The organism is Mycetocola spongiae (assembly GCF_020424085.1).
GTDB classification, from domain to species: Bacteria; Actinomycetota; Actinomycetes; order Actinomycetales; family Microbacteriaceae; genus Mycetocola; species Mycetocola spongiae.
On the sequence record NZ_CP080203.1, the window covers coordinates 820,413 to 840,069 of the forward strand.

15 protein-coding genes are annotated in these 19,657 nt (G+C 65.6%); 7 read left to right on the plus strand and 8 right to left on the minus strand.

All coding sequences use genetic code 11. The annotated features are described in order from the left end of the window. Nucleotides 1–4: 4 nt before the first annotated feature. Nucleotides 5–994: an ABC transporter permease gene (locus KXZ72_RS03875; protein ID WP_226082424.1), complete on the minus strand. Its 990-nt coding sequence runs from the start codon at nucleotides 992–994 to the stop codon at nucleotides 5–7. After that, nucleotides 984–2,576, minus strand: coding sequence for a sugar ABC transporter ATP-binding protein (locus KXZ72_RS03880; protein WP_226082425.1), 1,593 nt, complete (start codon nucleotides 2,574–2,576; stop codon nucleotides 984–986). Before KXZ72_RS03880 ends, KXZ72_RS03875 begins: the two co-directional genes overlap by 11 nt. A 222-nt stretch (nucleotides 2,577–2,798) precedes the next feature. Between KXZ72_RS03880 and KXZ72_RS03885 the strand changes: the two genes are divergently transcribed. Beyond that, the gene (locus KXZ72_RS03885) at nucleotides 2,799–3,755 is read left to right on the plus strand and encodes a sugar-binding transcriptional regulator (RefSeq protein WP_226082426.1); all 957 of its coding nucleotides are present in this window, start codon (nucleotides 2,799–2,801) and stop codon (nucleotides 3,753–3,755) included. A 56-nt stretch (nucleotides 3,756–3,811) separates the two neighbouring features. Here the strand turns inward: KXZ72_RS03885 and KXZ72_RS03890 are convergent, their stop codons facing one another. Further along, a complete protein-coding gene (locus tag KXZ72_RS03890) occupies nucleotides 3,812–4,429 on the minus strand; it encodes a TetR/AcrR family transcriptional regulator (protein WP_226082427.1) in 618 nt (205 codons plus the stop codon). A gap of 70 nt (nucleotides 4,430–4,499) precedes the next feature. Here KXZ72_RS03890 and KXZ72_RS03895 point away from each other — a divergent pair, with 70 nt between their 5' ends. Both KXZ72_RS03895 and KXZ72_RS03900 read left to right on the plus strand, forming a co-directional pair. Continuing rightward, nucleotides 4,500–4,850 carry a hypothetical protein gene (locus KXZ72_RS03895; RefSeq protein ID WP_226082428.1) on the plus strand — a complete coding sequence of 117 codons (351 nt, stop codon included), beginning with the start codon at nucleotides 4,500–4,502 and terminating at the stop codon, nucleotides 4,848–4,850. Between the two features lie 505 nt (nucleotides 4,851–5,355). Continuing rightward, a complete protein-coding gene (locus KXZ72_RS03900; protein ID WP_226082429.1) occupies nucleotides 5,356–5,721 on the plus strand; it encodes a hypothetical protein in 366 nt (121 codons plus the stop codon). A gap of 114 nt (nucleotides 5,722–5,835) precedes the next feature. Here KXZ72_RS03900 and KXZ72_RS03905 read toward each other — a convergent pair whose 3' ends face one another. After that, a complete protein-coding gene (locus KXZ72_RS03905) occupies nucleotides 5,836–6,699 on the minus strand; it encodes an HpcH/HpaI aldolase/citrate lyase family protein (protein ID WP_226083423.1) in 864 nt (287 codons plus the stop codon). Between the two features lie 289 nt (nucleotides 6,700–6,988). After that, the gene (locus KXZ72_RS03910) at nucleotides 6,989–8,842 is read right to left on the minus strand and encodes a BCCT family transporter (protein ID WP_226082430.1); all 1,854 of its coding nucleotides are present in this window, start codon (nucleotides 8,840–8,842) and stop codon (nucleotides 6,989–6,991) included. A gap of 207 nt (nucleotides 8,843–9,049) precedes the next feature. Between KXZ72_RS03910 and KXZ72_RS03915 the strand changes: the two genes are divergently transcribed. Together KXZ72_RS03915 and thiD are read left to right on the plus strand one after the other, a co-directional pair. Continuing rightward, on the plus strand, nucleotides 9,050–10,123 hold the full coding sequence (locus tag KXZ72_RS03915; RefSeq protein ID WP_226082431.1) for a 2,3-butanediol dehydrogenase: 1,074 nt from the start codon (nucleotides 9,050–9,052) through the stop codon (nucleotides 10,121–10,123). Nucleotides 10,124–10,235: 112 nt separating this feature from the next. Beyond that, nucleotides 10,236–11,066, plus strand: coding sequence for a bifunctional hydroxymethylpyrimidine kinase/phosphomethylpyrimidine kinase (gene thiD, locus KXZ72_RS03920; protein ID WP_226082432.1), 831 nt, complete (start codon nucleotides 10,236–10,238; stop codon nucleotides 11,064–11,066). Nucleotides 11,067–11,280: 214 nt separating this feature from the next. On the opposite strand, the gene KXZ72_RS03925 is transcribed toward thiD, so the two are convergent. After that, nucleotides 11,281–12,726 (minus strand): glyceraldehyde-3-phosphate dehydrogenase, encoded by a 1,446-nt coding sequence (locus KXZ72_RS03925; protein WP_226082433.1) that lies wholly within the window; start codon nucleotides 12,724–12,726, stop codon nucleotides 11,281–11,283. Between the two features lie 239 nt (nucleotides 12,727–12,965). On the opposite strand from KXZ72_RS03925, the gene KXZ72_RS03930 reads away from it, so the two are divergent. Beyond that, nucleotides 12,966–13,859 (plus strand): 3-methyladenine DNA glycosylase, encoded by an 894-nt coding sequence (locus KXZ72_RS03930; protein WP_318999885.1) that lies wholly within the window; start codon nucleotides 12,966–12,968, stop codon nucleotides 13,857–13,859. Nucleotides 13,860–13,889: 30 nt separating this feature from the next. On the opposite strand, the gene KXZ72_RS03935 is transcribed toward KXZ72_RS03930, so the two are convergent. Next, entirely contained in the window at nucleotides 13,890–16,838 is a 2,949-nt protein-coding gene (locus tag KXZ72_RS03935; protein WP_226082434.1) for an AAA family ATPase, read from the minus strand. Next, nucleotides 16,835–17,986: an exonuclease SbcCD subunit D gene (locus tag KXZ72_RS03940; RefSeq protein ID WP_226082435.1), complete on the minus strand. Its 1,152-nt coding sequence runs from the start codon at nucleotides 17,984–17,986 to the stop codon at nucleotides 16,835–16,837. The genes KXZ72_RS03935 and KXZ72_RS03940 overlap by 4 nt, the downstream gene beginning before the upstream one ends. 91 nt (nucleotides 17,987–18,077) lie before the next feature. Here KXZ72_RS03940 and KXZ72_RS03945 point away from each other — a divergent pair, with 91 nt between their 5' ends. After that, nucleotides 18,078–19,547, plus strand: a complete 1,470-nt coding sequence (locus KXZ72_RS03945; RefSeq protein ID WP_226082436.1) for a DHA2 family efflux MFS transporter permease subunit — start codon at nucleotides 18,078–18,080, stop codon at nucleotides 19,545–19,547. Nucleotides 19,548–19,657: the final 110 nt, after the last annotated feature.

A 19,657-nucleotide genomic window follows, 5' to 3' on the forward strand; every position in this document is an offset into this window, starting at 1 on the left:
AGAATTAGGAGGTTTTACGCTTGGAGGCCCAGATATCGATGGCCACGGCGGCCACGATCAGGATTCCCTTAATCACGTTCTGCCAGTAGCTCGGCACCAACAGCAGGTCGAGACCGTTATTCAGGGTCTGGATCAGGAGCAGACCGATCGCGGTGCCCCAGATGCTGCCGCGCCCACCCATGAGGCTCGCGCCACCGATCACCACGGCGGCGATCGCGTCAAGCTCATAGCCCTGGCCGAGGTTGGGTGCACCGGAGATCACGCGCGAGGCGAGCACAAGGCCGGAGATACCGGCGAGCAGGCCGCTGATGGCGTAGGCGCTGAACAAGATGTTTTTGGACTTCACTCCGGCGATCTCGGCGGCCATCCGGTTGCCACCCACGGCATAAACGCGCATTCCATAGGATGTGCGCTTCATGATCACGGCGAGGCCGATGATGGCGAGGAACATCAGGATCACGGGGATCTTCACGCCCAGCACCTCGGTATTGGCGATCGTGCCAAACGAGGCGGGAAGGCCGTTGATGGGGGCTCCCCCACCGATGACATAGGCAAATCCGGAGGCCAGCGTGAGCATACCGAGTGTGGCAATAAACGGTGGCACGTTCATCCGGCTGACCACAAATCCGTTAATCGAGCCCGCGAGCAGGCCCACCACCACGGCGACCAGCATTGGCAGCCAGAGGTTTTCCGGGTTGGCCTTGGCGGTGAAGGCCGCGGCCATCGCGCTGGCGGCGATCACGCTACCCACCGAGAGGTCGATACCTCCCGTGAGGATCACGAGGGTCTGACCGAGTGCGATCAGCGCAAAGGGCGCGGCGGCGATCAGGATCGTGACCATATTATCGGCGGTGCCGAAGCGCGCGCTCTTATAGAGGAAGAAACACACCACCACCAGCATCACGACCACCATGGCGTGACGCACGGCGAGGTCCTGGATATTCTTCCAGCCAAACCTGGGCTTAGTGGCGGAGGCCGTGGCGTTAGTGGTCATGTTTGCTGTCCTTCGAGGTGGTGGCTTCCTGGCCGGAGGCGAGGCGGAAAATGGTGTCCTGCGCGGTGTCCTGCTGGAGATCCGCGGCGGTGAGTTCCCCCGCCACCGCAAGATCCCGCATCACGAGTGCGCGATGGGAGAGGCTGATGATTTCGGGCATATCGCTCGAGGCCATGATCACGGCCATGCCGGCCGCGGCGAGGTCCACGATGATGCGATAGATTTCGCTGCGCGCGCCCACGTCCACGCCGCGCGTGGGTTCGTCCAGCAGCAGCACGTCCACGGGGCCGGTGAGCCAGCGGCCAAAAACCACCTTCTGCTGGTTTCCCCCGGAGAGGGTCTCCATGCTCTGGCCCAGGCCGCGGCTCTTGAGCCGGATCGAGGCCATGACCTCGCCGATCTCCGTGCTGCGGCGCCGGTTATTCAGCCAACCCAGGGTGCTGAAATTGCCCAGGCGCGGGAGGGTCGCGTTATCGAGCACGCTCATTTCGAGCACGGCACCCGAGTGCTTCCGATCCTCGGGGACCAGCGCGATATTGCGGGCGATCGCGGCGGTGGGGCTGCCCAGGCGCAGGGGCTCACCGTTCACGATCACGGCGCCGGAGTTCATTTTCCGCACGCCAAAGATGGATTCGATCAGCTCGGTACGTCCCGCGCCGACCAGCCCGGCCAGTCCGATGATCTCTCCGCGACGTACCTCCAGCGAGATCGGGGCGCTGGCCTCGGTGAGTCGCACCTCGTCGAGCCGAATCACGGTTTTATCCCCGGCCGGGGCTACCTCGGGGAAGAGGCTATCGAGCTCGCGGCCGATCATTGCGTGCACAATATCGTCATCACTGAGCTCGGTGAGGGGCTTATCCTCAACAAGCATTCCGTCCCGCAGCACGATCACACGATCGGCCATGGCCCGGATTTCCTCCATCTTATGGGTCGTGAATAGCATGGCCACTCCGCGGTCGCGCAGCGTGCGCACCACCTCGGCCAGCTGGGCAACCTCGCGCTCGGCGATCGCGCTGGTGGGCTCGTCCAGCAGCAGCACCTTGGCGCCGCGGCTCGAGGCCTTGATGATCTCGATGATCTGGCGGATACCCACGGGCAGCGCGCCCATCTGGCTATTGGGATCCACGGTGAGACCAAACTCCCCGAGATATTCGCGGGACTTGGCCACCATCGCGCGGCGGTTCAGCAGCCCGGTGCGGAAGCGAATCTCGCGCCCGATGAACAGGTTCTCGGCCACGGACATATCCGGAATCGAGGCAAGCTCCTGCGGCACGATTCCCACGCCGAGCCGGTGTGCGGCCTGCGCGTTACCGGCGGGAAGCGGCGTTCCGGCCACGGTCACGGAACCCTCATCGGGGCGGTACTGCCCCGAGGCGATCTTCATGAGCGTGGACTTGCCCGCGCCGTTCTCTCCGGCCAGGGCCGTCACCGATCCGGGGGCGAGTGAGAGGTTGATGCCCTTCAGGACCGGAATGCCGCCAAATCCCATGCGAATATCCACGCATTCCAGGAGGGCGGGGACACCGGGCCCGGTTGGGACCTGCGCCGGGGTGGGTGAGGCCACCGGGTCTGGTTCTGCCACTTTCGAAGCTCCTTTGCTTTTATTCAGCGCGCCCGTGGTGCTCGTTGCTCCCGAGGAGGAACGAGGGCGCGTTGCTCCGTCACACCGAGTATGCACCGATTTGCACTTACTAGCAACATGAGTGCTCACATGAGCAGAAAATGTCCGATGGCGGCGTCGCATTCCGCTAGGCTCGGGTCAACGATCAGTACCCAAAGTTGGGTGACGAAGGGAATCCCGCGCGTGACAGCACATACCCTGGGGCCGGACCAGCAGGTCCAGCTCGCCTATATCGCTCAACGCCATTTTGTTCAGGGGCGCACCCGGATCGAGATCGCCGAGGAAACGGGGCTGAGCCGGTTTAAGGTAGGCCGTCTGCTCGAGGAGGCCATCGAGCACGGGATCGTCAAATTTGAGATTGCCAGCCCGCCCGGCATCAACCTCGCGCTCTCCGTGGAACTCCAGAAGCATTATGGCCTCCAGCACAGCCTCGTTGTTGAGGTCGCCACCGAGGAACCCGGGGATATTCAGGATCGGCTGGGGCAGGCCGGCGCGCGGCTCCTGGAGGAGATCCTGACCGAGGACGACGTGCTGGGCCTCACCTCGGGCCGCACAATTGGCGCGCTCGCCCGGGCGCTACAGGAGCTGCCGCACTGCGATGTGGTGCAGCTCGCGGGCGTAGCCGGGGCCATCCAGGAGACGGGCATCGAGGTGATGCGCCGGGTGAGCTCGGTCGCGCGCGTGCAGCCCTGGGCCGTGTATTCCCCGCTGGTGGTCAGCGATGCCGAATCGGCGCGCGCCATCCTGCGCCAGCACGATACCAAGCGCACATTTGAGCAGTACCGCCGCGTGAGTGTCGCGGTGGTGGCCGTGGGAAGCTGGAAGCCCGAGGACTCGCAGATGATCCATAACCCGGCCCTCACCACGGCCGATCGGGATCAACTCCTCGCGGCCGGCGTGCGCGCCGAGATCGGCGCCACGCTTATTGCCGCGGATGGCACCATCATCACCGATCTGGATGATCGCACGATCGCCATCTCGGAACCGGAGCTGAGGCGGGTACCCACGGTGATCGCGCTGGCCGGTGGCGCGCGCAAGACCTCCGCGATCCATGCGGTGCTGCGCAGCGGGCTGGTGAACTCGCTGGTGACCGATACAGCCACGGCGCATCGTTTGCTCGCGCTCCCGCGCGAAGCCTAGACCCCTCGCCCGGGCGCGGCGCGCGGCTTCGTGCGCGGCCTGGTACGGGGGTTCCGCTAGCGCGGGATGCGCAGCGCGGGGGTGGACTCGGCCGGGGCCACGGGCACCAGGCCGCTATGCACGAGGGAGATGGTGGCGCGGGCGACCCGCATATAGTCGTCACCACGGGCGATGCGACGCGAGCCCGCCTCCACCATGCCCTGAATCAATTCCACCATGAGCGTGGGATTTTCCACGCCCATCTGGTCTACCGCATCGCGCAGCGGGGACATCAGCGCAACATGCAGCTCGATGACCTCGCGGCGATGATAGTCGGGAAGGCGCGTTCCACCGAGGGCATCGGCGATATCGTGTTTGCCCTCGGCCACGAGGCGAAGGCTGGTCAGAATATAGCCATCGAGGCGCTCGGCCGCGCTGGCCGAACCGGCCAGCGCCCGCTCGATCTCACCCGTCCACTCGGCAAAGGAGCTCAGGGCTATCTCCGCGAGCAGATCGGTGGCGGAGTTGAAGTACTCATAAACGCTGCTGCGGGCGAGCCCAATGCGCTTGCCTACACGGGCCAGGGTGACGGCGTCTACCCCGGATTCCAGCAGTTCGTCGGTGGCCGCCCGGATCAGCTCGTCACGTCGGCGCGAGCGGTGCTCGGCTACGGTGGGCGCGGAAATCTTGGGCATAATCAAATTATCCCTCATCGGGCGCAAAAACGGGGAATGATTCCGACAGCATGTCGGATATCATGGAGGCATGGAAATCCTGCGCAATGTCTTATTGGTACTTCACTTCATCGGATTCGCGGCCATCCTCGGCGGCGCGATGACACAGATTAAGGGCATCAAGACCGGCACGGCCCGGGTTGTTCCCGGAATCCTGCACGGTTCCTGGCTGCAGCTGGTCAGCGGCCTGGGCCTGGTAGTCCTCCTGGAGATGGGCGATGGCGAGGTGAACCACATGAAGGTCGGCATTAAGCTCCTCGTGCTGGTGGCCATCCTGCTGATCTCGCTGATCTATAAAAAGAAGGACCCGGTGGCCGGCTGGGTTATCCCCACGATCCTCGGCCTGACCGTACTGAACATCGTGTTTGCGGTTTTCCTCTAGGCACCACGATTCCGCGGGACTCCCGCGAACGCCTCGGGGCGATGGACCTTCCGGTTCATCGCCCCGAGGCGTTTTTGCGGAAATCCGCGGACAGCGGGAGCGGGGATTTTTCACTCCCTCCGTGCCGCTTATCTCCCAATTTAGGCCGGAATCACGCGGGTTTTTGCCGCGGCACGCGGTGGCGGGTGGACGCAACGGGCGTTGTTGAGGGTTCATAATTTGGCGCATAATCGGCGCAAGCGCCAGCACCCCAATACGCAGACATAAACGAGGGATATATGTCCTATCAACAGTCCGAGACCGCGCCCGATGCGGGGCCACCCACCGGCAAGAACTCCGCCGCCGCACGCGGCCCCTTCCTCCCCGAGACGGTCGGGAGCGGGCACACCGCCTCCCCATTTCCCTGGACCGGCTCCGGGGGCCCGTCGGCGAGCACGATGCGGGGTTCCCCGCAGCGCTATTGCGCCTGGGGCCTTTTGCTGGGCTATCTGCCGGGGCGGCGATCATGATCGCACTGCTCATCTATACGGCCGGTTCCAGCCCGCGCGATCTTGAGACCTATGTCTACCCCGGCGTGGCCGAATGGATGTTTATTAACCTCTACTTTGCGTTCGGCGGGGGTGCACTTGGGCTCGTGGCCTGGGGCGGGGCGCGCCTCGTCGCTCACCGGAGCGCCTCGCCACTGCGGCGGGCCCTGGCCTCCCTCTACGCCGTCGCGACGGTCGAGATCCTGGTATTGCTGCCCCTCATCTTTACCACGTCCCTTCTTGAAATACTCCTGGACGTGCACCTCATCATCCCGCTCACGCTGTCACTCCTCGGCACCGTGGGCGTGGTGCTCTGGCATGAGCGCACGGGACAACCGTCATAATCCACACGCAAGACCGGGCCCGGCGGATGGCCCGATAAAAAATAAAACGGGCCGGATCGAAGTATTCCGATCCGGTCCGTTTATTCCGCCCGCGTCGCGGCGCGGACCCGGAGATTATTCCGCGTCAAACGGCTTTACGTTAAAGGCCTCGGCGAGGGCCATGATCTTGCGGGCGCGGCCCAGGCGGGGCAGGTCACTTCCGTCGCGCACGATCTCCCCGCGCGCGGTGAAGTCCTGCAGGAAGGAACTCGCCCAGCTCACATCGGTGCGGGTCGGGCTGATGACCTCGTTCACCACCGGGGTCTGGTCCGAGCTCAGGCAGAGCTTGCCGGTCATACCCATCATCACGGTGATTCCCGACTGCTCACGCAGGATCGGGTGGCTCTCGCCCACCGTGGGTCCGTCGATCGGTCCGGGCAGGCCCGCGGCACGGCTGGCCACCACGAGGCGCGCGCGCGGATAGGCCATGGCCTCGCGGTCGGCGCTCATGCCGGTATCGCGGCGGAAGTCTCCCGAGCCGAAGGCCAGGCGGAACGCACCCGGGGCGCGGGCGATCAGCGCGGCATCCTCGATACCCAGGGCCGATTCCACCAGTGCCACGATGGGCAGCTCGCCGCCGAGAATCTGGTGGGTCGCGGTGATCTGCTCGGGGCTCTCGGTCTTGGCCAGCATCACGCCGAGGAGCCCGGGGGCCCCGCGCAGTGCCTCCAGGTCATCGCGCCAAAACGGCGTGGTGTAATCGTTGATGCGAACCCAGGCGACATTGCCCTCTTCACGCAGCCAGGCGGCCACATAATCGCGAGCCTCGGCCTTGCGGGAGGGGTCCACGGCGTCTTCGATATCCAGGACCACGGCATCGGCCGAGGAGCGCACGGCCTGGGTGATCAGATCGGGCTGGGTGGCATTCACCAGCAGCCAGGAGCGGGCGAGATCTGCCGGAACCCCCTGGCGCCGCACGGCACCGTTGCCGGAACCCATGATGGATACCGTTCCGGTCGGGGTTGCTTCGGTATGAACTACATCGGCCATCTCAAGAACTCTTTTCCTCTTCCGCACGCGGGCGAAAGGCTAAACCTCGTATATATGTCTGCGCGTAAAATAACGATCCCGGGTGCCGATGCGGGCACGGGGACCGCAACCATCGTAGCGTTGACCGCGGGCGCGTGTCCCGTGTCCGGACGGTGTTGCCCAATAATTTGTCGCGACCCCACGAAAACGCCGCCGTTATCCCGGAGGATCCGGGATAACGGCGGCGCAGGCGATCGGGTTAGGGGCGCTCGGTGCGCTCCGTTTCGCTGCCGGGATAGTCCTCCCCCGGCGTGAACGTGACCCCGGCATCGGCCGGTCCCTCGTCCTCGCGCGCGGCGGCCGGCGCGATCACCGCGATCTCGATCGTGCTGGTATCCAGGGTGACCCCCGCATCGGCCGGCGCCGGGGCGGCGACGTCATTGGTGGGCGTGGATACCTGCACCGAGGGCAGCCCGCGGCGACGGCGCAGGAAGCGGGCCCCGAAGGTGGCGAGCGGGCCACTATTCAGCGGCTCCTCCACCTCCAGCCCGTAGTAGTCACCGATATGGTCCACAAAGGCGGCACGGTTGGCCCGCTCATAGGCACGTATCTCTCGCTTAAAGGCGAGGGCCGTGGACCAACAGATGCCCAGCATGATCACGCTGAACGGTAGCGCGATAATAATCGCCGCCGTTTTCAGTGCCTGTAGCCCGCCCGAGAGCAGGAGGGCGATGGCCAGCAGCGAGGAGGCACACGCGAAGACCACGCGGATCCAGCGCTTGGGTTCGGCCTGCCCACCCGTGGCGATCATTCCCATCACCAGCGCACCGGAGTCCGCGGAGGTAATAAAGAAGATCGCGATCAGCACTATTGCGCCGACCGTCAGGATCGAACCTCCGGGCAGGTTGCTGAGCATCTGGAAGAGCGCACCCTCCACATCCACGGTATTGCCAGGACCGATCAGGCCCCCGCCCCCGTTCAGTGCCTGGTAGAGCGCGGTTCCGCCGAGCACGGAGAACCAGAGGAAGGTGATCAGCGTGGGCACCAGAATCACGCCGGTAATAAACTCGCGCACCGTGCGGCCGCGCGAGATACGCGCGATGAAGATTCCCACAAACGGTGCCCAGGAGATCCACCAGCCCCAGTAGAACGTGGTCCAGGCGGCCTGCCATTCCTCGCCCGCGGTGCCCGAGAAGGCACTCACGTTAAAGGTCAGGCCGAGGAAGTTCTGTAGATAATTACCGATCGACTGGACAAAATCGCGCAGCAGGAACTGGGTCGGGCCCACGGCCAGGATCACCAGCACCATCAGGGCGGCCAGCACGAGGTTAAAATTGGACAGCCATTTCATGCCCTTGCTGACACCCGAGACCACCGAGAACAGCACACCCCCGGTGATAATCACGATGAGAATCACGTTGGTGAAATCGGTGGATTTAAACAGTCCCGCGTGCTCGAGCCCCGCGCCGATCTGCAATACTCCAAATCCCAGCGATGTGGCCACACCAAACATCGTGCCCACGAGCGCAATCACGTCGATGATATTGCCCCAGGCCCCGCGGACGTGGCGGCCCAGCACGGGCTCAAGCGCCCAGCGGATCGAGATGGGGCGGCCGCGGCGGTGAATCGCATAGGCCAGCGCAAGACCGATGATCACGTAGATGGCCCAGGCGTGCACTCCCCAGTGCAGATAGGTCTGCGACATGGCCTGCTGCGCGAGCTGCACATCATCGCCGGTGACACCGGGACGCGGGTTGGCGAAGTGGCTCAGCGGCTCACTCACACCATAAAACACCAGCCCGATTCCCATTCCGGCCGCAAAGAGCAGCGAGAACCAGGAACCCAGCGAAAACTCCGGCTCATCATCGTCCTTGCCCAGCTTGATATCTCCAAATTTGCCGAAGCCAATCCAGAGACAGAAGAAGACAAAAAACGCGGCGATGAGGACGTAATACCAGTTAAAGTTCTTAACGATGCCCGACTGGATGGCGGCGAAGGTGGACTCCGCGGTGTCCGGCGCGATCATCGCGAACGCTACGAACAACACAACGATTATGGCGGCTGGCCAAAATACCCAGCGGCTAAACGGAGGAGACTTCTCTTCTGTTTTCATGTCCCCTAGCGTACCTACCTGGCAGACAAACCATAGGTATTGAGCCCGTTTAGGCGTATCGGAACGGCCGGGACGCGCCCGAGACCCACACCCCCTGGCGCATATCGTCCGTTTGGTTAGGATTAAGACGGGGCAATCACCCCGCAAAAATGTGTTGGCCACAACACCGTGTGGCCACATATTCCGGCACGCACGAAGGAGAACACCATGAAGGCTGCTCGCTATTACGACCGCGGAGACATCCGGATCGAAGATATTCCGGTTCCCGAGGTCACCCCCGGAACCGTGGGAATCGACGTCGCCTGGTGCGGTATCTGCGGCACCGACCTGCACGAATATCTTGACGGACCGATTTTTGTCCCGGCGCATGGCCATCCGCACCCGATCTCGGGCGAGTCGGCCCCTGTCACCCTGGGTCACGAAATGTCCGGCGTGGTTTATGCCGTGGGCGAGGGTGTTAACGACCTCGCTGTGGGCGACCACGTGGTGGTGGAGCCCTATATTATCGACCCGCAGTATTCCACCGAGCCCGGCACCAATTATCACCTCACCCCCAATATGAACTTCATCGGGCTGGGCGGCCGCGGGGGCGGACTGGGCGAGAAGATCACCGTGGAGCGCCGCTGGGTGCACCCGATTGGCAACGATATTCCCCTGGATGAGGCGGCGCTGATCGAGCCCCTCTCGGTGGGCTATCACGCCTATGTGCGCAGCGGGGCCGGGGAGGGCGATTTTGCCCTGATCGGCGGGGCCGGACCCATCGGCCTACTCACCGCCGCGGTGCTGAAGGCCCAGGGGCTGACCGTGGCCATCTCCGAGCTGAGCGCGCTGCGCCGCCAGAAGGCACTGGATTCCGGGGTGGCCGATTATGCGTTTGACCCGAGTACCGTGGACGTGGCCGAGGAGGTTCGTGGCCTGACCGACGGCGCCGGGGCCGATGTGGCCTTTGAGTGTACGTCCGTGAACGTGGTACTGGATACCCTCTTTGACGCCGTGCGCGCGGGCGGGGTCATCGTGGTGGTCTCGATCTGGGGCAAGCCCGCCCAGCTTGATATGCAGAAGCTGGTTCTTAAAGAGGTGGACCTGCGCGGCACGATTGGCTATATGGGCAATCACCCCGAGACGATCCGCCTGGTGCAGTCAGGCAAGATCGACCTGAAGCCGTTTATCACGGGCAAGATTGGGCTGGACGAGATCGTGGATAAGGGCTTTGATACCCTGATTCACCATAACGAAACCGCCGTGAAGATCCTGGTCTCGCCCTCGGGCGCCGGGCTCTAACCCGCGTGGCCGCGCCCCGGGGGCCCGATGGCACCCGGGGCGCGGCCACTTTCCCCGAAGTGGACTGCTTTTCACGGCGGATTGGCCCGTTCCGGGTCCTAAAATGGTGGTCATGTCCTCCACCGAATATGCCGCGGCCCCCGCGATCACCCTGACCATTGCCGGATCCGAAGCCACCGGCGGCGCCGGCGCCCAGGCCGACCTGAAGACCTTCCAGGAGCTCGGGGTATACGGCGTTATTGCCCTCACCTGCATCGTGTCCTTTAACCCGGCCGATAACTGGAACCACCGCTTTATGCCCGTGGAGCCGCAGGTCATTGCGGATCAGCTTGAGGCCATCCAGACCTGCTACGCGGGCTCGCTGGATACCGTAAAGATCGGCATGCTGGGCAGCCCCGCCACGATCTCCACCGTGGCCACCGCCCTGGGCAATCAGTCCTGGAAAAACGTGGTGCTCGACCCGGTACTGATCTGCAAGGGCCAGGAGCCGGGCCACGCCCTGGATACCGATCTCGCGCTGAAGGCGCAGATCCTGCCGCTGGCCACGTTTGTCACGCCGAACCACTTCGAGGCCGAATCGCTTTCGGGAATCTCCATTAACTCGGTGGAAGACCTGACCGAGGCCGCGCGCATCATCCACGAGATCAGCGGGGCCACCGTGCTGGCCAAGGGTGGCGTGCGCCTCGCGGGCGAGAACGCGGTGGACGTATTTTATGACGGCACCACCACCGAGCTGCTGAGCGCCCCCAAGGTGGGCGAGGTGGCCGTATCGGGTGCCGGCTGTTCCCTCGCCGCCGCGATCACCGCGGAGCTGGCCAAGGGTGCCACGCCGCTCGAGGCCGCACGCACCGCCAAGGCATTTGTGACCGCGGGAATCAAAAACCGCGTGGCCTCCAATGCACCGTTTGATGCGCTGTGGCAGGGTGGCAACCGCGCGGCCTAGCATCCCCATGAGGGGAACGGGTGCCCCGGAAACCGGAATGGGCACCCCCGCCAGACAGGAACGGGCGCCACTCATAAAGGAGTGGACGCCCCCGCAATAATAAAGGAATGGGCGCCCCCGCCACACAGAAACGGGCGCCACTCATAAAGGAATGGGCGCCCCCGCGAGGGGGCGCCCATTCGCCGTTTTGCGCGACGGCGTTTCTGTTGCTCGGCTAGGCGGGGACGCGCTCGGGCAGGACCCGAGGATGCGACCCGGCGATGCGCTCCAGCACGCGCACCACCTGACAGCTATAGCCGAACTCGTTGTCATACCAGACGTATAGTATGAGGTTTTTTTCGTGGGAAATCGTGGCCAGTCCGTCCACGATGCCCGCGCGATGCGAGCCCACAAAATCGCTCGAGACCACCTCGGGTGACTCGATAAAATCTATCTGCTGCCGCAGCGAGGAGTTGCGGGCGATATCACGCAGCAGGTCGTTTACCGCATCGCGGGTGGTGGCCCGTTCCAGCGTGAGGTTCAGGATCGCAAGCGAAACATCGGGGGTGGGCACGCGGATCGAGCTTCCCGAGAGTCGCCCCTCCAGCTCGGGCAGGGCCTTGGCCACCGCGGTGGCCGCCCCGGTCTCGGTGATCACCATATTCAGTGCCGCGGAGCGGCCGCGGCGGTCGCCCTTATGGAAATTATCGATGAGGTTCTGATCATTGGTGAAGGAGTGTACGGTCTCCACGTGTCCGTGCACCACACCATAGGCATCGTTTATGACCTTCAGGACCGGGGTGATCGCATTGGTGGTGCAGGACGCGGCCGAAACGATGCGATCCTCGGCGGTGATCGTCGCATCGTTAATGCCGTGCACGATGTTTTTCAGCGCACCCTTGCCGGGGGCGGTGAGCAGCACCCGGGCCACACCCGCGGAGCGCAGGTGCTGGGACAGCCCCTCCTCATCACGCCAGCGGCCGGTATTATCCACCACGATCGCATCGTGGATGCCGTAGCTCGTATAGTCGATGGCGGCGGGATCATCCGCATAGATCACCTGGATGAGGGTGCCATTGGCGAGGATGGTATTGTGCTCCTCATCCACCGTGACCGTGCCCTGGAAGGGGCCGTGCACCGAGTCGCGCTGGAGCAGGCTCGCGCGCTTCATGAGGTCGTTATCGGAACCGCGGCGCACCACCACGGCGCGCAGGCGCAGGCCGTCTCCGTTGCCGGCGTGGGAGATCAGGATGCGGGCCAGCAGGCGACCGATCCGGCCAAAGCCATAAAGCACCACATCGGTGGGGGCCGCGGGGGCATCCGAGCCGAGGACCGGCGCCAGCTCGGCACGCAGATAGGCCTCGAGGTCCTCCGAACCCGCCTCCTGGAATCCGGCGTAGAGGCGGGAGAGATCCAGCGAGGCCTCCCCGGGACCGATCTCGCGCAGCGCGAGCAGGACGTTTTCCAGGCCCTCCAGATCGGCGCCATCGCCATAGGTCTGCTGGGCAAAGGTGACGGCATTAAGGATGCCGATTGCGGAGAGGTTAATCAGGCGCTGCCCGCGCAGCGAGGTCACCACCCCGTGATTACGATAGAGGCCGCCGATGAGGGAGATGAGGCGTTCCGCCCGCTCCTCACGATCGACCCACAGCTGGCGGTGAGCATCAAAAGTCTGGTCCACGTTGATCCTTTTATTTCCCCGGCCACCCGGGTGGGGCGGTGCGGGAAGAGCGATGATTATCGGGCGATCTTGCGACCGCTCCCCCGATGCTAGGCCAGGCAATCGAAAGAATTCTCAGAATTTGGGCCTTTTTACGTAGAAGAAATTCGTTTCTTAACAAAAAGGCAATTTGGGGCGATCATGCGTGCACGGGCCGCCGGATGAATCGGGGCCGGGCGACACGAGCCTAAACTGAGGGGGTGGACAGAAATAACCAGATGCCGGACCGGCTCGACGCGGCCACGTGGCGGCAGCGGGCAGCGGCCCATGCCGAGCGGGCCGAGAGGCTAACCGCGGGCCGGATCGCGCGCCGGGCCGCGGGCATAAACGATCCGATCGAGGACTTTCTGTTCACCTACTATCCGATTAAACCCGCGCGCCTGCGGGCCTGGCATCCCGGCTCCGGCGTGATCCTGGAGGATGCCCGCGGCGAGGAGATTCCGCGCTGGTATGCCGCTAGCGGCGATGCCGATCTGATCGTGGACGCCGCGGCGCTCCTCGACGCCCGCGGCCCCCTCCTGGGATTTATCCACCGGCTGCTGCGCGGCACACGCGAACGCCCCGCGCAATACGGCTGCTTTGGCCTGCACGAGTGGGCGATGGTTTATAAGCTGGACCCCGAGCGGGTACGCCATGAATCCACCCCACTGCGGCTCACCCCCGCCGAAACGGATGCCGTGGTGGAACGCCATAATATTGCCTGCAGCCATTTTGACGCGTTCAGGTTTTTCACCCCCGAGGCCAGTGGGCTTAATCGGCTCTCCCCCACCCGGGAGAACCAGCCACTGCTGGAGCAGCGCGGCTGCCTCCACGCCGGCATGGATCTTTATAAATGGGCCTCCAAGCTGGGCCCCGCGCTGCCGGGTGAGCTGCTCCTGGACTGCTTTGAGCTGGCCCGGGAGATCCGAATCCTGGATATGCGAGCCTCGCCCTATGACATCGGCGCCTGGGGGTATTCGGCGGTGCCGATCGAAACGGACGCGGGTAAGGCCGAATATGTGGCCGCCCAGAGAGCATTCACCACACGCTCGGATATTCTGCGCGACCGGGTACTGGACGCGCTCCTGCGCACGCGGGAGGCGGCGAGCGCGTAGCTCGCCGCCGCCCCGGGCAAGCGCTGAGGGTCAGGAGATTCGGCTGGCTCCCCCGGCGGTGGTGCTCACGGTCAACCGGGCCGGAATGCGCTCCTGCATGGCCGGGACGTGGCTGATAACCCCGACGGTGCGTCCTCCCGCGCGTAGCCCGTCCAGGGTCTCCATCGCGATATCCAGGGTTTCCTGATCCAGCGAGCCGAAGCCCTCGTCGATAAACAGCGTATCCAGGCGAATGCCTCCCGCGCGCTGGCTGACCACCTCGGCCAGCCCGAGGGCAAGCGCCAGCGAGGCGAGGAAGGTCTCGCCCCCCGAGAGTGACTGGGTGGGGCGGGCCGCGCCGGTGAATGCGTCATATACGCTCAGCCCCAGGCCGGACTGCGCATTACGGTATTGCACCGAATCATCGTGTTCGAGGCTGAAGCGTCCCGAACTCATCTCCTGGAGGCGCAGATTGGCCGCGGCCACGATCTCCTCGAGCTCGGCCGCGAGCACAAAGCTCTCCAGGCGCATCCTGCGGGTATTATTTTTTCCCCCGCTCAGCGCCATCGAGAGTGCGCGCAGGCGCTCGTATTCGGCGTGGCGCTCGGCGGAGCCCGCGAGCAGGGTGCGCGCCCGGTCGATCAGGTCCCCGAGTGCGCGGTGGCGCTGCGTGGCGGCGGCCGCGGATTCGGCGGCGGTCTCGGCCGCGGCGCGCGCGAGCGTGGATTCCTCCTCCAGGGGGGCGAGGTCCATCGCCTCGGCGGGCAGCGCCACCAGCTCGGGGTCCCCCAGGATGGTGCGGGCTGCCAGCACGGCGTTTTCGTGGTCGCGCACGCGTATGCGCAGCGGTTCCCGGTCCTCGCGCAGCGCCGCACCCCAGGCAGCAAGGTCTTCGAACATATATTCGATCAGGGTATCCCGGAGGGCCGCGTCGGCCCGGCCGTGCTCCGCAAGCGCCCGGGTCACGGCTGCCTGCGCCTCCCCGAGTTCGCGGGCGCGCGAGCGTTCGCGGGTATGCCGGGTGATCGCCTCGGCTACCGAGGCGTCCCCGCCACGACCCTCGTCCAGGCGCGTGCGTATCCCCGCCCGCTCGCTGAGCAGGCCCGCATATTGCGCGGCGCGCTCCTCCGCGGCGGCGCGGTGAGTTTCGCGCGCGGCGTGCAGATCCTCGGCCTCGGTTTCCAGGGCGAAGATGTGCGCGGCGAGTGCACCGGCACGGGTCTCGGCCTCGCGGGCGGCGGCCAGATCGGTCTCGATACCGCGCTCGGCGGCCAGCAGATCCGGCACCGCGGTATCGCCGGTGATGGCGCGGCGCGCGGCCAGCTCACTCTCCCGGGTATAAAACGCGGACGCACACTCGGCGAGCGCGGTACCGCTGCGTTCCACGGCACTGCGGGCGGCGGCAATATCGGCCTCGGTCACGGGGGCTTCCCCGGGTTCCGCGGGCTGCGGGTGCGCGGTTGCACCACAGACCGGACAGGGTTCACCCTCCGTAAGCTCGGCCGCGAGGGTGCCCGCATAGCCCTGAAGCTGGCGGGTCACCAGGTCCCGCTGGGCGCGTGTGGCGGCATCCTGTTCGGCGGTGGCGGAGACCATGGCGGCACGGGCCCGGGCGAGCGAGAGCTCCAGGTCCTCGGCCTCGCGCGCGGCGTCAAGCATCGCCCGCAATCTCAGGCGCTCGGTATCGAGTGCCGGCACCCCGTGGGCGAGGCGCAGTGCCTCCTCCCGGTCCCCGCGTGCACCCTGAAGAACGACGGGTATTTCCGCGGCCCGGCGGGTCATCTCGGCGGAGGCCTCCCCGGCCCCGAGGATTTCCCGGTCCGCGGCGGCGATCTCCGCCTCCAGCGTGCCGAGGCGCGTCTCCTCCGCGGCCAGGGCCTCCAGCGCGCCGAGCGTGCGGGTGAGGGATTCGATTCCCCGCGCGAGTTCCTCGGCGCCGGGTTCCTCCGCCTGCGCGCCCTCCAGATAGCCGGCGAGCGCGGAACGGTGGGTATCCCGGGCCGCCGTCAGGGCCGCGGTGGCCCGCTCGGCGGCACGCACCGCGGGGGTCGCGGCGGCGGCCCGTTCGGCCGCGGCCAGGGCCTCCCGCTCGGCGGTGATGGCATCCTCGGCCGCGGTCAGCTCGGCGAGGCGGGCGGTGGCCTCGGCCCGTTTGGCCTGCCGCGAGGCGGTGAGCCGCGCCGCGGCGAGCGCCTGCTCGGCCAGGGTGGCGCGCCCGGCCGCGGTTTCCCTCCCGGCACGCGCGTCCCGCTCCTGCGCGGCGGAAGCTGCCAGGCGGTCCCCAAACCACTCCTCCGTGGGCGCCTCCGGGATCTCCTCCGCGTGTTCCTCGGCGGCCAGTACACCCCCGAGCTGGGCAAGGAGTGCGGCATAGCCGGCGCGGACCGCGGAGAGCTCCTGCTCGGCCTCGCGGACACTCTCGGCGAGGGTACGCTCATAGCGTTCAAAGCGGGCCGTGCCAAACAGGGTGCGCAGCAGTTCCAGGCGTTCACCACTCTGCGCCCGCAGGAACTCGCCAAAACGATTCTGGGCCAGCAGGATCACCTGGAGGAATTGCTCCCGCCGCAGCTGCACGATCTCGCCGAGCCGGATCCCCACATCGCGGGCCAGGGTGGAGAGTGCCTCCCAGCCCGTCGGGCGCAGGATCCACAGTTCCGCGCTGGCCTTTTGCAGCGTGGTGCCCTCCCCGCGGGATTTGGGACGCTCATAGGCGGGCGAGCGCAGCACCCGATAGCGTTCCTCCCCGGCGCTGAACTCCAGCTCCACCGCGGTGGGGTCCCCCGGCCCGCAGTGATCGCTGCGCAGCCGGGCGGCCTGGCCGTCATAGCGCGGCACGGAATCGTAGAGGGCAAAGCTGATCGCATCGAGGATGCTGGATTTTCCGGCGCCGGTTTTCCCGGCGATCAGGAAGAGGCCGTCATCCTCGAAGGAATCAAAGTCCACGGTCTGGGTGTGATGGAACGGCCCAAAGCCGGTGATGCTCAGGCGGTGAATCTTCATCGGATAGCCTCGTTATTTTCCTGGGCGATCAGGGCGGCAAGCACTGCCTGTTCCTGCGCGTTGGGCCCCTCCCCATTGCGCACAAATCCGAGAAACTCGGCCATGATCTCGGCGTCCCCGCGCTCGCGGACCCGGCCGGCATAGCCCCCCTCGGTGATGGCCTCGAGATGCTCGGGTTCGTGTTCGAGGGTGACCGCATGGGGGAAGCGTTTTTGCAGTTCCCGCATGGGCTCCACCGGGCGCACCCGATCGGTGAGGATCACGGAGATCCAGTGCTCGCGCACCGCCTCGTGGGCGGGATCGGCCAGGAGCTCGGCGAGGGTTCCGCGCAGGATACTCAGGGGCCGCGGGATGGGCAGATCCAGCCAGGTGATCTCCTCCACCCCGTGCGCGCCGAGGTCCACGAGCCAGGAGCCGCGCGGCTTGCCCGCCTCGGAGAAGGAATAGTGCAGGGGTGCGCCGCTATAGCGCAGGTGGGGTGCAAGCACCGCGCGGCCGTGGATATGACCAAGGGCGGCATAGTCCACGCCCTCAAAAACATCCAGCGGCACGGATTCCACACCACCGGCCGTGATATCGCGCTCCCCGTCTCCCCCGCTCGCGCCGCTGGCAAAACAGTGCGCGGCCAGCACGCTGCGGGCCGGCGGCCGGGCGGCGAGGTCGGCGCGGATGCGCGCGAGCGCAAAGCGCAGCGTGTCCTCCTGGGTGCGCAGGGTCTGTTCGGGATAGCGGTGCCGCAGCAGCGCGGGTTCCAGATAGGGGATGCCGTAGAGCAGGACCGTTCCGTGCTCATCCTCGAGTTCGATCGGGGTGTCCAGCCGGGTGGGATCGGCGAGGATATGCACCCCGGCGAGCGCGGCAAATTCGGCGAGGAAACCCAGGCGGGCGGGCGAATCGTGATTGCCCGAGGTGAGGATGATGCGCGCCCCGGTGGCCTGGAGCCGGGCGAGGACCCGGCCCAGCATCGCATAGGACTCCGCGGAGGGCATCCCGGTATCAAAGATATCGCCGGCCACCAGCACAACGTCCACCCGCCGTTCAACCACCTGTTGCGCGAGGGTCAGTAACACGTCCTCCAGATGGGCGAGGGTGGATGCTCCGTGAAACGAGCGACCCACATGCCAGTCGGAGGTGTGCAGTATTCTCATGACTTCACGATACCGAGATTATGGAATAGATTGCGCGCCGCGAGAGTTATCCCTCCCTGTCGCTATCCGCAGAACCTTTAAGGACTCCTTTTTGACCTCTTCAACCGCCGAGACCCCCGTGCTCGACGCCGCGATCACCCGACGCAATAACCGCGTGATCGCCCTCCTGATTGCCGCCGCGTTTGTGGTCATCCTGAACGAAACCATCATGAGCGTGGCGCTGCCCGAGCTGACCCGCGACCTGAGCATCACCCTGGCCACCGCGCAGTGGCTCACCACCGGGTTTATGCTCACCATGGCCGTGGTGATCCCGATCACCGGCTTCCTGCTGCAGCGCTTCAGTACCCGCACCATTTTTATTGCCGCAATGTCGCTGTTTTCCACCGGTACCCTGATCGCCGGGCTTGCCCCGGGGTTTGAGGTGCTGCTGGCCGGTCGTATCGTGCAGGCCAGCGGTACGGCCATCATGATGCCGCTGCTGATGACCACGCTGATGACGCTGGTGGAACCCGCGCGGCGCGGCCGCATGATGGGCAGTGTGTCCATCGTGATTTCGGTGGCCCCCGCGATTGGTCCCACCATCTCGGGCCTGATCCTGCACTATCTGTCCTGGCGCTGGATGTTCTGGATCGTGCTTCCGATCGCCCTGATCATGCTGATCGTGGGTATCCGCAACGTGGTGAACGTGACCGAGCCGCGCGTGGTTCCGATCGATGTGCTCAGCGTGGTGCTGTCCGCGCTGGGCTTTGGTGGGCTGATCTTTGGGATTAGCCGCATCGGTGAGACCACCGCCGAGAGCAATACCCTGCTGATCGCCTCGCTCGTGATCGGCGCGGTTGCCCTGATCGCGTTTGTGCTGCGACAGCTGGTATTGCAGCGCCAGAACCGCGCACTGCTGGACCTGCGCACGTTCCTCTCCCCGATCTTCACCGCGAGCGTGCTGATGATGGTCATCTCGATGGCCGCGCTTTTTGGCACGATTGTGCTGTTCCCGATCTTCATGACGCAGGCCCTGCACCTGGATACAATCCAGATCGGCCTGTTTATGCTGCCCGGTGGCCTGCTGATGGGGCTCATGGCCCCGTTTGTGGGTCGGCTCTATGATGCCGTGGGCCCGCGCCCGCTGGTGATCCCCGGTACCGTGATCGTCAGCGCGGTGCTGTGGTTCCTGTCCACGATTAACACCGAGACCACCTTTGGTGTGCTGCTGGCCGCGCATATCGTGCTGAGCCTGGGCCTGGCCCTGCTCTTCACGCCGCTGTTCACGGCGAGCATGGCCTCGGTGGCTCCCCCGCTGTACTCGCATGCCAGCGCCATCGTGGGTACCGTGCAGCAGGTGGCCGGTGCCGCCGGGACCGCGCTCTTTGTGACGGTGATGTCCCTGCAGTCGGCACAGCGCGCGCAGGCCGGGGCCGGCATGGAGGAGGCCGTGACCTCCGGAGTGGGCTCGGCCTTTTTCATCGGCGCCTGCCTCTCGGTGGTGGCCGTGATCATCGGCCCGTTTATTGCCAAGCCCGCCGATGCCCCGGGCGCCGACGGCAAGATTCACGCCGCACACTAGCCGGTGTGAGATAAGGGCCCCGCGGAGTTGCTCCGCGGGGCCCTTTCCGTTCCGGCGCGACGGGCGCCCGGCGCGTGGTCGGCCCGCTCGGGCGATCCGCGCCCGGAGGC

Bases quoted from the DNA above. Each gene is read 5' to 3' on its own strand.
- KXZ72_RS03875 (WP_226082424.1), bottom strand. From the start codon at position 994: ATGACCACTAACGCCACGGCCTCCGCCACTAAGCCCAGGTTTGGCTGG.
- KXZ72_RS03890 (WP_226082427.1), bottom strand. From the start codon at position 4,429: ATGCCCAAGATTTCCGCGCCCACCGTAGCCGAGCACCGCTCGCGCCGA.
- KXZ72_RS03895 (WP_226082428.1), top strand. From the start codon at position 4,500: ATGGAAATCCTGCGCAATGTCTTATTGGTACTTCACTTCATCGGATTC.
- KXZ72_RS03900 (WP_226082429.1), top strand. From the start codon at position 5,356: ATGATCGCACTGCTCATCTATACGGCCGGTTCCAGCCCGCGCGATCTT.
- KXZ72_RS03905 (WP_226083423.1), bottom strand. From the start codon at position 6,699: ATGGGTTCCGGCAACGGTGCCGTGCGGCGCCAGGGGGTTCCGGCAGAT.
- KXZ72_RS03910 (WP_226082430.1), bottom strand. From the start codon at position 8,842: ATGAAAACAGAAGAGAAGTCTCCTCCGTTTAGCCGCTGGGTATTTTGG.
- KXZ72_RS03915 (WP_226082431.1), top strand. From the start codon at position 9,050: ATGAAGGCTGCTCGCTATTACGACCGCGGAGACATCCGGATCGAAGAT.
- thiD (WP_226082432.1), top strand. From the start codon at position 10,236: ATGTCCTCCACCGAATATGCCGCGGCCCCCGCGATCACCCTGACCATT.
- KXZ72_RS03935 (WP_226082434.1), bottom strand. From the start codon at position 16,838: ATGAAGATTCACCGCCTGAGCATCACCGGCTTTGGGCCGTTCCATCAC.
- KXZ72_RS03940 (WP_226082435.1), bottom strand. From the start codon at position 17,986: ATGAGAATACTGCACACCTCCGACTGGCATGTGGGTCGCTCGTTTCAC.